Origin of the sequence: Paenibacillus sp. Leaf72 (assembly GCF_001422685.1) — a bacterium.
Classification (GTDB): domain Bacteria; phylum Bacillota; class Bacilli; order Paenibacillales; family Paenibacillaceae; genus Pristimantibacillus.
Window position 1 is genome coordinate 150,262 of record NZ_LMLV01000035.1, and the last position, 13,959, is coordinate 164,220.

Genomic DNA, 13,959 nt, shown 5'->3' on the forward strand with positions numbered 1-13,959 from the left:
GGACTAAAACGCGCCGCGCCGCAAAAAGGAGGGCGACAGCCGTTTAACCTTGGTTCAGCAATAGAAACAGGTATAATAGACAGGAGGAAAGAGCAGGAAATCATAGAGGAACATAAAAAGAAGAGGAGGAGCTTATGCGCAAGTTGCTCAAAAGAGTAGGGATATTCATAGCCGCTGTAGCTGCTATCATCATTTTTCTTTATTTTCAAAATAATGCTTTGACGGTGTCGTCATTTCAGCTTTCGTCAGCGAAGCTGCCGCAGGGGCTGAAGGACTTTACCATTGTGCAGTTATCCGATGTGCATGGCAAAAGATTTGGTGATAAGCAGCAGCGGCTCGTTCGCAAGGTGGAAAATCAGCAGCCGAACATCATCGTCGTTACAGGCGATTTAATTGATAGCAGGCGTGGAGGCGAGGCGGAAAGCCTTGAGCTAATGGCAGAAATCGTGAAGCTGGCCCCTGTGTATTATGTGACGGGCAATCATGAATATGCTTACGCACGTTACCCGGTACTGGAGAAAAAGCTGCTGGAGCTTGGCGTTCATGTCCTGCGGAATGAGGCGGAAAGCATCCCTGTTGGAAGTAGTAATTTAACTGGAAGTGGAGCAGGGAGCGGGGCTGAGACTGGGGCTGTGACCAGAGCTGGAGAAATCCGATTGCTAGGCATCGATGATCCGAAATTTTCATCGTTTGCTGGACATGATGCAGAGGCGGCGGAGCAAAATATTCAAACAGCTATTGAAGACTTTGCCAACATAGCCGGGAAAGAGAGTGCGGGTGCCGCAACGAAAGCGGAGGCGGGAAAGCAAGCAGAAGAAGGGCTTTACACGATACTGCTGTCCCATCGTCCTGAACTGTTTGACGTCTATGTTCGTGAAGGTATCGATCTGACCTTCTCGGGCCATGCCCATGGCGGGCAAGTCAGGCTGCCGTTTATTGGCGGACTTGTCGCTCCGGGGCAGGGTTTACTGCCCGTGTACGATGCGGGCCAATATGTAAACGGCCATACGAATATGCTGGTCAGCAGAGGGCTTGGCAACAGCGTCGTTCCCCAGCGCTTGTTCAATCGCCCGGATATTGTCGTCGTTAAGCTGTCAGCTGCAAGCTAGCGCCCGTCGATGGGGGTTATAGCTCTTCTACTACATGTAATTGAGAAATCCCGCCAATGATTAATGGAACGATTTTGCGGGCTAAGGCGGATGGGGCTTCCTGTCTGCCTTCCTGGCTCCATTAAATGGGCATAAAACGTCGCCCGATTAATCGTCGCTTTTTTTGCAATGTCCATAATGGTCATCGTATGAAAGTCCGTATGATTTAACTGCCACATGAAAGCATCTAATATTAATTGGCGTGTTCGAATGACACGCGGGTCATTGGGGTTGGGCGCGCACTGTTGGGCGATCCGGAATGGGCTGTGAAAATACGCGAAGGCCGATTGAATGAGCTTCAAGCTTTCACACCGGAGGCTCTTGCAACGCTAGTATAACGTATTCGGGCTGACGATAAGGATAGCCGTATGGAATAAAACAAAGAAGCTCTCGCTCCCCGTCAATATAGGAACGAAAGCTTCTTTGTTCTTGGCAGTCCATATTTTAGCCTAGCACCTTGCTCAGAAAAGCTTGCGTACGCTCATGCTGGGGCGTATCGAAAATAGCAGCGGGCGGACCCTGCTCGACAATATACCCGCCATCCATGAAAATAACGCGGTCTGCAACTTCGCGGGCGAAGCCCATTTCATGCGTCACGACTACCATCGTAATCCCTTCATGAGCCAAATCCTTCATCACTTGAAGCACCTCGCCGACCATTTCTGGATCGAGTGCCGAGGTTGGCTCGTCGAACAGCATGACCCGCGGGTTCATCGCCAGCGCACGAGCGATAGCGACACGCTGCTGCTGTCCGCCGGACAAGCGGGCGGGGTATTCATCCTTTTTGGCGGCAAGACCGACTTTATCCAGCAGCGCTAATGCCTGCTTTTCATTCGTCTCCTTGCCCACCTTCTTAATATGCTTAGGCGCCAGCATAATGTTCTCCAGCACCGTCAAATGCGGAAATAGATTGAACTGCTGGAACACCATGCCGACATTTTGCCGCAGCTTGTCAATATTCGTCTTTGGAGCCGTGACGGTCACGTCGCCGATGGTTACAACGCCGGATGTCACTTCCTCTAGCAAATTAAGACAGCGCAGGAAGGTGCTTTTGCCTGAACCGGAAGGGCCGATAATGCAGACGACTTCCTTCTCGGTAATAGTGGTGGATATATCCCGAAGCACCTCATTGTCGCCAAACTTTTTCTGCAAACCTTCTACAATAATCATTTCAGGCTCAGCCTCCTTTCAAGCACACGGGACAGGCGTGAAATACCGTAAATAATGATGAAATACAAGACGCCAACCGTTCCCCATATTTCAAAAGCGCGGTAGTTGGTAGAAATGATAATTTCACCGCTTTGGGTCAGCTCCCTAATTCCGATTACGGATAATAGCGACGTATCCTTGATGCTGATCGTACACTGATTGACGAAAGCGGGAATCATGCGGCGGAACGCCTGCGGCAAAATGACGAGGCGCATCGTCTGCACCTGGCTGAGACCGAGGGAGCGGGCGGCTTCCCGCTGCCCTTTATCAATCGACGAAATGCCGGCGCGGAAAATTTCCGCAATATAAGCACCGGCATTGGCGCTGATTGCGATGATCCCGGCTGTCTCCGCAGGAATACGGATGTCGAGAAATGCCGGCAAGGCGAAATAAATGAAAAACACTTGGACGAGCAGCGGCGTACCGCGAATAATATCGATATAAAGCGTTGCAATAAACTTTAAAATTTTACTCGATGATGTATTCATCAATCCCGTAATTAATCCGATTACGAATGCAATCAGCAGCGAGATGACAACAATTTTGACCGTTATCCATAACCCTTGCAACAGCAAGGGCATCGCATCCACAATAACTTGCCACGAGGACATCATGAAATTCACAGCTCCTTCATTTCACAGGATGTCTTCGTCTTTATTTTGCAGACGTTCCTATATATTTGTTAATGATTTCATCGTATTTGCCGCTTTCCTTCAGCTTCTTGATGCCGTCATTGATTTTTTGCAGCAGTTCTTCGTTGTCTTTGCTCACTGCGATGCCATAATGGTCGCCAGTCAGCCTTTCGCCAACGATTTTCAAATTGGCGTTTGGATCAACCGCCAGTTTATAAGAGATAACGGGGTAATCTTCAATGGTAGCATCGGCATTTTTGTTTACAACCTCTTGGAACATCGCCGGACTATCGTCAAAATAATTGAGGGTAATGTTGTATTCCTTCGCTAATTCCTCGGCTTTTTTAGAGCCTGCCGTCCCTTTTTTAATCGCAATGACTTTGCCTTTCAAATCCTCTGGCTTCGTAATCGTGTCATTATCCGAACGTACGACCAGCGACAAGCCTGCTTCGAAATACGTATCGGACAGGTTCACAACCTGCTTGCGCTCATCCGTAATACTGATGCCGGCAATGGCAGCGTCGAGCTGTTTGGCAGAAATCGCCGGGATAATGCCTTTAAAGTTCATAGGCTTCAAATCAACCTTAAAGCCTTCCAGCTCCCCAATGGCATTGATGATATCGATGTCGATGCCGACATATTTGCCATCCTGCTGGTATTCGAAAGGAGGGAATGTAGCGTCAGTTCCAATGGTGTACGTCACAACCTCATTCGAAGAACCCGTGCCGTCCGAAGCGGATGGTGTTTTTTCGTTGCTGCTGCCGCATGCGCTAAGGGTAAGAGCAAGCAGGCCGGTAATTAAAAGTGATCCGATTTTCTTCATAAATGAAAACCCCATTTCCATTAATGTTAGACTTATTGACCTTCTGCCACCTATTTTAAAGATCCGACTATAAAAAATAATAAAATCCGACAGAAAATAATGTCGGAGATATTTGTAAGCGTTTTACATTTACGATTTCGCCATAAACTCTGTCAGATAAGGTTACGCAAGTGGGAGCAGCTATTCGCTAAAACAGAAAAAGACCCCAAATTTGCTCGAAGCTTAGTATAGCCAAGCGTTATTGACATATACGGAGCGTATAGTGTATATATACTATATATACATTAAACAGCTAAGCATGGTGATGGAAATGAACATTATTTTATCCAACGCTTCGAATGATCCGATCTATGTACAAATTACCCAGCAAATTCGCAATCAGATTTTAAGCGGGAAACTTGGCTCAGGACAATCGCTGCCCTCCATTAGGCAGCTAGCTAAGGATTTGCAGATCAGCGTCATTACGACGAAGCGGGCTTATGAGGAATTGGAGAAGGAAGGGCTTATTGACTCTGTCGTTGGCAAAGGCTCATTCGTAACGGGCATAAACGCCGATTTTGTTAGAGAGCAGCGAATGAAGCGGCTGGAACAGCAAATGCTGGCGGTCATTAAGGAGGGGAAGGCTCTCTGCCTGAGCCTGAGTGAAATTCAGCAGCATATGCAGCTGCTATATGAGGAAGGAGATTTGGACACATGAGCGACATCATTAAACTGACCGAAATATCCAAGCAGTATAAAATGTTCGGCATCGAGCCCCTGTCCAGCACATTCAAGCAGGGGTACATAACCGGGCTGATTGGCCCGAATGGAGCAGGCAAAACGACATTAATTAAAATGATTATGGGCATTACCCGGCCGGATAAGGGGGAAATCACGATTTTTGGACAGTCTCAAAGCTTGAAGGAGGCGGAAATAAAGCAGCGTATCGGCTTCGTATCCGATGAATGCCATTATTACGAGCATTTATCGATCCAGTCGATGAAAAATATTATTGCCCCGTTTTATAAAAAATGGGACGATCACGCTTTTTCCCGGTTGCTTGAGCGCTTTGAGCTGTTGCCCAAAATGAAAATACGCAGTCTTTCCAAGGGGATGAAAATGAAGCTGGCTCTAGCCTTCGCACTATCCCATCAGGCGGATCTGCTCATTATGGATGAGCCGACAGCGGGGCTTGATCCGGTTTTTAGGCGCGAGCTGCTGGATTTATTGGCCGAAATCATGCTGGATGAGCGGAAGTCGATCTTATTTTCGACCCATATTACGACCGATCTGGACCGGGTTGCGGATTATATAGCGTTTCTACATCGCGGCAGGCTGGTCTTTAACGAGTCGAAGGAGCAAATTCAGGAGCGGTATGTGCTTGTGAAAGGACCATCAAGCTTGCTTGAAGCTCCAGGCGTCAAAGCGGCTTTTATCGGCATTCGGAAATCGCTGGTCGGATTCGAGGGGCTGACAGATAGGGGCCATGAAATAGCTGCCATGGTGGGTGGTGGTGCGCAGCTTAGCCGGCCTGCGCTGGAGGATATTATGTATTTTACCGCTAAGGGGGAAAAAGGCCATGCTGCTGCTGCTGTTACGTAAGGATTTATTTATTTTGCGCTATTACTTTTTGTTTGTGCTGCTCTATTTGTATTTATTCGGCTTCATGCTGTATAACTATGCTTCCTTCATTTTGGTAGCTGCGCTTTCTGCTATTATGCTCATGACCTTTTCCGCTACCTTGGATGCCAAAAATAAAAGCATGATCGTCATTGCCAGCCTGCCTGTCAGCAGTAAATCGATCGTGCAGGCGAAATATGCAGCTGTCCTTTTATTTGCACTCATAGGAATTGTCGCGAGCGTTTCCGTATACGCCATCAATATAACAATAGTAGGAAGGGAAATGGTGTATGCAGCTTCTTTTATTCCAATCATTTTTTTCATTATTGCTGTTTATGCTTCGCTTTATTATCCGATCTATTACTGGTTTGGTTTTAGAGCAAGTCAACTAGTCGGCATGGTAGCGGTTGCCCTGCCTGTGACTTTTCTCTTGGCTTTGGGAGGTGTGTCCAGCAGCGCGAATACGCTAAATTTTCCAGCTGTAGGGAGTACAGTCCTTCTAGCGGTGAGCTGTTTGCTGCTATTGGTCTCTTATCGGCTTTCCCTATTCTTTTTGGATAAAAAAGGGGTAGCCTGACCGCTTACGCTTGCTTTATTTTTTCCATCGCTTCCATAAAGAACACTTGAAGAAACTTCTTGATGTTGACTTTGCCTTTATCAGGCGCAGCTTCCTCGTCCATCATTTTCATTTTGAGCCGGACATCCTTAAAGTCAAAATATAACGGGGCATAATGCTCGAACTTCGGATTGCTGTAATCCGTCAGCCCGATAGAGGCGATATTCGTTAGCGCCGTCATGACAGCGCGGCGCATTCGCTGCTCTATGGCTTTGCTTTCCTTGTCAATGTCGCTTTGGCTTTGCTTGCTGGTACGCGCCACTGCCTCATATAATCCCTTTAATGAAGGGAAAGCAGCAGGCTGCGGCTGCGCGGCCAAATGTTCGACGGCGGCAATCATATCACGGCTTCCGGCTTCACTAATAATGCCCATGTCCATTAAAATGTGGCGGGCAGCTTCGCGGATGCTGCGCTCCTGCACGGCTGGCTGGCGCTCGATAATATCGAGCTTGGCGAGCGACTGCTTCATTTCCGTTACATAACGCTCATATTTCCAGCTTTCATTCATCTTATGTAAAACAGCTTGCACTTCAACGCGATTGATGGGCTTATGGATGAAAAATTCAATGCCGCTGCGATAGGCTTTTCCAACCATATCTTTGTTATCGATTTGCGAGATCATAATAAATTTGCCGCTGTAGCGGATAGCCCGGAGCTGGTCGATCGTCGTAATGCCGTCCTGATCGGGCATGAGCAGATCGATCAGCACAACATCGGGCTTTAGCTCATCGATAAGCATTACGGCCTCGACTCCCCCTCCAGCTGTACCCAATACTTCGCCTAAGCCAGATTGCTCTATTATATTGTGCAGCATCCGTCTGCTGACGGCATCATCATCTACGATTACGAAGCTAATGGACATGGAGGGCCTCCTTCAAGTTTGGCGTTGTATCCGGATGGTTTAGCGCAGCAAGCGACAACTCGGCGATAAAAGCGGTGCCTGGCCTATCATCCAGCTGCTCTGCACGAATCGAACCCTTAAATGAACAAATAATATCTCGCACATGGGACAATCCAATGCCGGTGGCTGCAATTCCCGTTTGATCAAATTTGGTCGTAAAGCCCGGCTCGAACACAAGCTCGGACTCCTCAGGCGGTATGCCTTTGCCGGAATCGGCAACGATCATGATCAGCTTGCCGCTGTGCTGGCTGATTTCAATGTCAATGGAGCCGTTATATTCAATGGCTTCAACGGCATTTGCCACCAAGTTGTTCAGAATCGTGAGCAGCGCAATATAATGAGGCGTAATCATATCTAGCGCCACCTGCTGCTTGAAAACAATCTGTTTCCCCAGCATTTCGCTATATTCCACATTGCCTTTCCTCACATAATGCACAACCTCTTCAAGGCTCATCTGGGTAAGCGTCTCATTATGGAACAGCTTCAGCAGCCCGGCGAGAATACGCTGTGTATCTTTTTTAACCTCATGAATTTGCTGGGTGACGACGAGCGCCTGCTTGCCAAGCTCGGGCTGCTCCTGCCGCAGCTTGTCGTACAGCTCGAAGCTGCTCGCTGTAATGCCTTCAATATTATCCATCGATTTCCGCAGGTAAAATGCTTCTCCATACAAGCTGGAACCGACATTCAGCATTTGCTCCATACGTTTCTCCTGCTCGGCATGGAGCATCTTGAACTGCTGGATGGCCATGCTGTTGTAAAGCCCGATGACAAAATAGCTGCGTATGACGGCCGTAATGAGCAGCAGAGCCAGTTCATTGAAGTGATAGGGCGCTGTGCCGAGAAAAATATTTCGAAACAAAAGCTCCAGCAAATTGGAGGAAAAATCCACAAGCGTAACGAATGCGCCCAGCGCCAGCGGCTGAATTTCCTTGGACCGTCCGAGCAGCTTGCCGATACACCAGGCAAAGAACGTATAGTACAGGGCGGCGGGAGCATTATTTTGCAGGCTCGCCAAAATGGATGTGGAATGCGTGTAGAGCAGCCACTCCACGGATTGGAAAATGACAGCGGCAATGCCGGCCAGAAAGCCTGTTTTCACAAACGAAAGATGGCGAAATTGCAGCAGGAAAAATAAAAAGATGCTGACGCCAAGGCCAATGCGGTAAAAATCCCCGCTAAATGGAGTAATTCTAAATTCGGCGCCGATAGCTGTTGCAAGAGCGATGCCGACCATTTGTATTTTTTCATTGCGAAAGAAAGCATGCATACAACTCGCTCCGCTCCTATAGGCGATCTTTGATGATATATACCCTAACATAAAAAAGGGCGTTTTTGAATAGTGTGGCTGCGCCCCCACAAATAGATATAAACGAAAAATAAGGTAATTTGTATTGTTTAAGTTTGAAAAAGTGTGTTATTATTAAAACGAACATTTTCAAACCTATTCAGGTGCGCCTGACCCCATTTATTTTATTATCCTTGAGGAGGAACAATTACTATGGAAATTCGCCACACCACTAACCCAACGGATGTTAAGCAATATACGACGGAGCGTCTTCGTCAAGAATTTTTGATCGAAAGCCTGTTTGAGCAGGATCGCCTTACTTCGGTTTACACGCACTATGACCGCATGGTTGTTGGCGGCGCGTTCCCTGTGAACGAGAAGCTGGCACTCGAAGCGGGAGATACGCTGAAAACTGAATATTTTCTGGAGCGCCGCGAAATTGGCTTCCTGAACATTGGCGGCGATGCTGTTATTACGGTTGATGGCGAGTCGTACGAGCTTAGCCGTCTTGATGTTTTATATGTAGGTAAAGGCAAGCGCGATGTGCAGCTGGCAAGCAAGGACAAAGCGAATCCAGCGAAGCTGTATTTCTGTTCAGCACTGGCGCATGCGGAATATCCGACTCGCAAAATGACGATGGAAGAAGCGAATCCGACTCACCTGGGTTCCCTGGAAACATCCAACGAGCGCGTATTGTACAAGTATATCCATGGCGATGGCATTCAAAGCTGTCAATTAATGCTGGGCGTAACAAGCCTCAAAACAGGAAGCGTTTGGAACACGATGCCTTCGCACGTGCATGACCGTCGTATGGAAGCTTATCTCTACTTCGATGTGAACCAAGATGCACGCGTATTCCATATGATGGGCGAGCCTTCAGAGACGAGACATCTGGTCGTTGCCAATGAGCAGGCGATTATTTCGCCGCCATGGTCAATCCACTCGGGCGTAGGCACTAGCAACTATACGTTCTGCTGGTCGATGGCAGGCGAGAACTACACGTTCACGGATATGGATGCTGTGAAAATGGAAGAGCTTAAGTAACATGCTTGCCGCTGAACGTCATCGACAAATTATTATTCAGCTGGAGGAGAAGGGCAGCGTCAAAGTATCCGAGCTGAGCGAGCGTTTCAAGGTGACGGAAAAGACGGTACGCGAGGATTTGGAGCGGCTGGAGGAGAAGGGACTGCTCAAGCGCATGCATGGCGGAGCGGTGCTTCCTCCAGATGATGAGAGCTTGCTGCCTTTGCAATATCCGAACAGCAAGCATCAGCAAGAGAAGGCGGCAATCGCCGAGCAGGCGTTAACCCATATTGCTGAAAATGATATTATCGCGCTGGATGCTGGCAGCACGACGCTTGAAATCGCGCGGCGGCTCAAAAACATGCCGCTGACTGTACTGACCAACGACTTGCTTATTATTCGCGAGCTGACGGCGAAGGAACAGATCCGCCTCGTCATTCCGGGCGGATACCGTTTTCAAAATTTGCTCATCGGTACGGACTGGCAGGAGTGGGTCAAGCGGCTGAATGTTCATAAGCTGTTTTTATCGACGACGGGTATTCATCTGGAGTATGGGCTGACGATTTTCACCGAGGAACTGGCCAAGCTCAAGCAGGTTTATATGGAATGCTCGCGCGATATTTATTGCGTAGCTGACCACAGCAAGTTCGACAAGGGTGCGCTGCTTACGTTTGCCGAATTGAAGGATGTCCATACGATCATTACCGATTCGCACATTGATCCGGCTGTCGCTGCCAAATACGAGCAGCAGGGCGTGCGAATTGAAAAGGCCTGATTTTAAAGGATAGATAAGGATGGTGTAAAGATGAGCTTTTTCGATTTAACAGGAAAAACTGCGATTGTGACAGGCGCCGGACGTGGTCTGGGCGCGGCGATTGCTATAGGCTTGGCGAGAGCGGGAGCAGATATTGCGCTGGTTACGAACAGCACGCCTCCTGCAGACGTAGAGAAGGAAATTCAGGCGCTTGGCCGCAAAACGGTATCGATTCAAGCGGACGTATCTGACCGCAGCCTGCTGCCGGGCATTATCGATCAGACGCTTGCAGGACTTGGACGCCTCGACATCTTAGTCAATAACGCGGGCATTATCCGCCGCACGCCTGCAGCTGATCACAGCTTTGAGGATTGGCAAGCGGTGCTTGACGTCAATCTGAACTCGGTCTATGTGCTCAGCCAGCTGGCTGGCCGCCATATGATTGAGCAGGGCTCAGGCAAAATCATCAACATCGCGTCGATGCTGTCCTTCCAAGGAGGCATCAATGTGCCAGGCTACACTGCGAGCAAGCATGCGGTTGCTGGTTTGACCAAGGCGCTTGGCAACGAGTGGGCTTCAAAAAATGTGCAGGTGAACGCGATTGCTCCGGGCTACATGAGCACGGACAACACCGAGGCGCTTCGCGAGGACCCGGTACGCAGCAAGCAAATTCTCGACCGTATCCCAGCCGCTCGCTGGGGCGAATCCGAAGACATGATGGGGCCGGCGATTTTCCTCGCCTCCGCTGCATCAAACTATATGAACGGCCACGTCCTCTGCGTAGATGGCGGTTGGATGAACCGCTAGCCTTTGTATTGTGGATCAAGGTGAAACGGCTCTCGCCGTCCTCTGGCGGCGCGCGGCGTTTCAGTTCGAGAAATATAGAGAAAGTATGGCAAAATCATATACTTTCCTATATTTTAAAAAAGTAACCGCCATAGCGGCTCTATTATGGAGCTGCTGTTGGCGGTTGCTTATTTTTTAATAGGCCTCTGTTTGTTCAATTAGCATTAACTTGTTCATTACAAACGTGAGTCACCGCTAAAATTGGCTATAAAGGGATTGTTGGGATCGTACACGTTAAACTCATAGCCCGCCTCTTGGAGGAACTCCAATCCATAGAATCCACGGTCCAATCCCACATTCGAAAACCGGATGCGGATATGTCCCCGCGAAACTCTTCATCGATCTGTGGCTCACTCCCATATGGGGCTCGAATCAGATTCGGGGCGAAACCTACAATGTCTTCCACTAACTGCTGTTCTCTTTGAAATTCCTCAATAAACTGAGTTGAACTACCACTCTTATATAATATGTTGAAGTCATGCGACATACTATGTAGTCCAGGATAGCTGCCTTCGATGACAATTCGCTGAACTTCGTTCTTGTGCCCATCCAACTGTGTTCCAATCATGAAGAAAGTTGCTCTCGCCTGATACTCTTTTAGAATATCCAGAATCTCATTTGTATATTTGCTTGGCCCATCATCAAACGTGAGGTATACCACTTTATGAGAAACAGGAACTTCATCCGGCGTTCGAGATGAATTTATACTGAGACCTTGCATGGAGTCTTGTTTCTGAGAAATCGGGTATAAATCGCCCCTAATCTCGTCGGTAACTCGGCTGAATAATAGATAGATGACTCCCAAAATCATGCTTGCGAGTATGATTAAAACGATACTAATTCTTCGGTATCGAAGTTTTCTAATTCGCGATAGTTACGACTGTATTTATTCGTCGAAAAGATTCGGTATTAACGAATACACTTCGTTCATTTATAGAAGAATTACAGCTTGTCTAAAATACCTAAATCAGACTAATGATTAACCAATTATTTGAGCGTATCGGAGATATGCTTACCGGGATGCACGCCAACGAAAGACAGAGCTACGGAAAGCCTAATCAAGTCGGAGGGCATTCATGCAGGAAGCCGCACCTTAAGCATCAACAAAGGTTCGTTTTGCAACGTTACAGCCATGTTCAAAATCAGTGCTAACAGGGAGTGACTTTTGTGATATGATAGTAGTAATGTTCAAATGAAGTTTGATATTCCTTTCTCCCCTGAGAATGTATGTTTTCTGCTCTCAGGCTGATTTTTGCTGTTGAAATCGCTTTTTTTTTCAAGTTGTTTGAGAGTAAAACTTATTGGGGATGATCGGATATCCAAAACTGACGATATAGCAACGAGGCGATAGGATTGTAACCTATTCCCTATTCTTGTGAATGAATTGTAAAGGCTTTATAATAGTAAATATCTTAACACTTTAATAATAAGGCTAACTTTGATCAGGAAATACGTGAATCAGAAAAGGTGTTTGATTAGCCCGCATAGCAGTCTAAGCAGGCAGGAAAGCCTACATTTTTTCTTCAAATATTAGTGTAAGGACGGTAGAAATGAGCAACAGACAAACCAAAACAGACGTTATCTTAATTGGTGCCGGTATTATGAGTGCGACTTTGGGGTCACTGCTGAAGGAATTAGTACCGGACTGGGAAATCACAGTAATTGAGCGGCTTGCAAGCGCAGGAGAAGAAAGCTCTAATGAATGGAATAATGCAGGAACAGGGCATTCTTCCTTGTGCGAGCTTAACTACACCGTCGAGAAAGCAGACGGCTCCGTAGACATTAGCAAAGCTATAAAAGTAAATGAAGAGTATCAGGTTTCCAAGCAGTTTTGGTCTTATCTTGTGGACAGCAATTTAATCCGCAATCCGCGGGATTTTATTACGCCATTGCCTCATATGAGCTTAGTACAAGGGGATAAAGATGTAACGTTTTTGAAGAAGCGTTTTGAAGCGTTGTCTAACAATCCTCTGTTTGAAGGAATGGAGTATTCCGAAGATCCGGGTAAGCTGCTGGAATGGATTCCGCTTATTATGAAGGACCGGACCTTGAATGGGCCTATAGCGGCTACAAGAATTGAATCCGGTACGGATGTTAACTTTGGCGCTTTAACGCGCATGTTGTTTACCCACTTGAAGAGTAAAAATGTCGATATCAAATACAAGCATAATGTGGATGATATTAAACGTGCTGGCGACGGCTCGTGGGAATTGAAAGTACGCAATGTTGATAATGGCTCTGTTGAGCGCCGGAATGCGAAATTCGTCTTTATCGGCGGCGGGGGCGGAAGCCTGCATTTACTGCAAAAATCCGGTATTCCTGAAGGAAGAGGCATTGGAGGATTCCCGGTAAGCGGCATATTTATGGTGTGTAAAAAACCGGAAATTGTCGCGCAGCATCATGCAAAAGTTTACGGTCAAGCTCCAGTTGGCGCGCCACCGATGTCGGTTCCCCATCTGGACACTAGATTTATCGACAAGAAGGAATCGTTGTTTTTTGGACCTTTTGCCGGTTTCTCGCCAAAGTTTTTGAAAAACGGCTCGATGATGGACTTGCTAGCTTCTGTAAAAACGGATAATTTGGTCACGATGATGGCAGCAGGCGTGAAAAATATGTCATTGACCCAATATTTGATCAAGGAAGTTATGCAATCGAAAGAACAGCGCATGGAAGCTTTACGCCAATTTGTCCCGAACGCCAAAAGCGAAGATTGGGAGCTAGTAATAGCTGGCCAGCGTGTGCAAGTCATTAAAGATACAGCTGCCGGCAAAGGAACGCTGCAGTTTGGTACGGAAGTCATTAATGCCGCTGATGGCTCGATAGCTGCCTTGCTCGGCGCATCTCCGGGTGCTTCAACCGCTGTTTCCGTTATGCTTGAGCTGATGGGGAAATGCTTCCCGCAGCATATGAAAGCATGGGAACCGAAAATTAAAGAAATGATTCCTTCATATGGCGTGCAGCTGTTGAACAATCCAGAGCTTATAAGCGAAATTCATACTTCAACTGCACGGACGCTTGATCTGGGCAGTGAACGGGACCCAGTCAAGCAGGCTTCTTTCTAAAACCCGCGAGACTAAAGTCCGTTTCGCATCACAAGCAATAGAATAAAGTAGATTATAAATG

The 13,959-nt window shown here is 47.5% G+C and carries 14 protein-coding genes; 8 read left to right on the forward strand and 6 right to left on the reverse strand.

The genetic code is table 11. The features are described from left to right. Nucleotides 1-134: 134 nt before the first annotated feature. Nucleotides 135-1,109, forward strand: a complete 975-nt coding sequence (locus tag ASF12_RS31940) for a metallophosphoesterase (protein ID WP_056043338.1) — start codon at nt 135-137, stop codon at nt 1,107-1,109. Between the two features lie 483 nt (nt 1,110-1,592). Here the strand turns inward: ASF12_RS31940 and ASF12_RS31945 are convergent, their stop codons facing one another. From ASF12_RS31945 to ASF12_RS31955, 3 genes are read right to left on the reverse strand one after another with little or no spacing between them, the layout of a single operon-like run. After that, nucleotides 1,593-2,318 carry an amino acid ABC transporter ATP-binding protein gene (locus ASF12_RS31945; protein WP_056043340.1) on the reverse strand — a complete coding sequence of 242 codons (726 nt, stop codon included), beginning with the start codon at nt 2,316-2,318 and terminating at the stop codon, nt 1,593-1,595. Next, nucleotides 2,315-2,971, reverse strand: a complete 657-nt coding sequence (locus tag ASF12_RS31950; protein ID WP_056043344.1) for an amino acid ABC transporter permease — start codon at nt 2,969-2,971, stop codon at nt 2,315-2,317. The genes ASF12_RS31945 and ASF12_RS31950 overlap by 4 nt, the downstream gene beginning before the upstream one ends. A gap of 40 nt (nt 2,972-3,011) precedes the next feature. Further along, nucleotides 3,012-3,812, reverse strand: coding sequence for a transporter substrate-binding domain-containing protein (locus ASF12_RS31955; RefSeq protein WP_056044031.1), 801 nt, complete (start codon nt 3,810-3,812; stop codon nt 3,012-3,014). 310 nt (nt 3,813-4,122) lie between these two features. On the opposite strand from ASF12_RS31955, the gene ASF12_RS31960 reads away from it, so the two are divergent. The 3 genes from ASF12_RS31960 to ASF12_RS31970 are packed head-to-tail and all read left to right on the forward strand — an operon-like array spanning nt 4,123 to nt 5,988. After that, on the forward strand, nt 4,123-4,509 hold the full coding sequence (locus tag ASF12_RS31960; RefSeq protein WP_056044034.1) for a GntR family transcriptional regulator: 387 nt from the start codon (nt 4,123-4,125) through the stop codon (nt 4,507-4,509). After that, nucleotides 4,506-5,393 (forward strand): ABC transporter ATP-binding protein, encoded by an 888-nt coding sequence (locus ASF12_RS31965; RefSeq protein WP_056043347.1) that lies wholly within the window; start codon nt 4,506-4,508, stop codon nt 5,391-5,393. The genes ASF12_RS31960 and ASF12_RS31965 overlap by 4 nt, the downstream gene beginning before the upstream one ends. Next, nucleotides 5,371-5,988 (forward strand): ABC-2 transporter permease, encoded by a 618-nt coding sequence (locus ASF12_RS31970; protein WP_056043350.1) that lies wholly within the window; start codon nt 5,371-5,373, stop codon nt 5,986-5,988. Before ASF12_RS31965 ends, ASF12_RS31970 begins: the two co-directional genes overlap by 23 nt. A gap of 4 nt (nt 5,989-5,992) precedes the next feature. Here ASF12_RS31970 and ASF12_RS31975 read toward each other — a convergent pair whose 3' ends face one another. Together ASF12_RS31975 and ASF12_RS31980 are read right to left on the reverse strand one after the other, a co-directional pair. Next, the gene (locus tag ASF12_RS31975) at nt 5,993-6,889 is read right to left on the reverse strand and encodes a response regulator (RefSeq protein ID WP_056043353.1); all 897 of its coding nucleotides are present in this window, start codon (nt 6,887-6,889) and stop codon (nt 5,993-5,995) included. Further along, complete coding sequence (locus tag ASF12_RS31980; protein ID WP_056043356.1) at nt 6,879-8,195, reverse strand: ATP-binding protein; 1,317 nt, start codon at nt 8,193-8,195, stop codon at nt 6,879-6,881. The genes ASF12_RS31975 and ASF12_RS31980 overlap by 11 nt, the downstream gene beginning before the upstream one ends. A gap of 231 nt (nt 8,196-8,426) precedes the next feature. On the opposite strand from ASF12_RS31980, the gene kduI reads away from it, so the two are divergent. Genes kduI through kduD form a run of 3 tightly spaced genes read left to right on the forward strand, consistent with a single transcriptional unit; the run spans nt 8,427 to nt 10,797 of the window. Beyond that, nucleotides 8,427-9,257 carry a 5-dehydro-4-deoxy-D-glucuronate isomerase gene (kduI, locus tag ASF12_RS31985; protein ID WP_056043359.1) on the forward strand — a complete coding sequence of 277 codons (831 nt, stop codon included), beginning with the start codon at nt 8,427-8,429 and terminating at the stop codon, nt 9,255-9,257. Nucleotide 9,258: 1 nt separating this feature from the next. After that, complete coding sequence (locus ASF12_RS31990) at nt 9,259-10,011, forward strand: DeoR/GlpR family DNA-binding transcription regulator (protein ID WP_056043362.1); 753 nt, start codon at nt 9,259-9,261, stop codon at nt 10,009-10,011. 30 nt (nt 10,012-10,041) lie between these two features. After that, on the forward strand, nt 10,042-10,797 hold the full coding sequence (kduD, locus tag ASF12_RS31995) for a 2-dehydro-3-deoxy-D-gluconate 5-dehydrogenase KduD (RefSeq protein ID WP_056043364.1): 756 nt from the start codon (nt 10,042-10,044) through the stop codon (nt 10,795-10,797). 244 nt (nt 10,798-11,041) lie between these two features. Here kduD and ASF12_RS32000 read toward each other — a convergent pair whose 3' ends face one another. After that, nucleotides 11,042-11,647: a polysaccharide deacetylase family protein gene (locus ASF12_RS32000; RefSeq protein WP_056043367.1), complete on the reverse strand. Its 606-nt coding sequence runs from the start codon at nt 11,645-11,647 to the stop codon at nt 11,042-11,044. Between the two features lie 718 nt (nt 11,648-12,365). On the opposite strand from ASF12_RS32000, the gene ASF12_RS32005 reads away from it, so the two are divergent. After that, the gene (locus ASF12_RS32005; RefSeq protein ID WP_268795485.1) at nt 12,366-13,898 is read left to right on the forward strand and encodes a malate:quinone oxidoreductase; all 1,533 of its coding nucleotides are present in this window, start codon (nt 12,366-12,368) and stop codon (nt 13,896-13,898) included. The last annotated feature ends 61 nt before the right edge of the window (nt 13,899-13,959 follow it).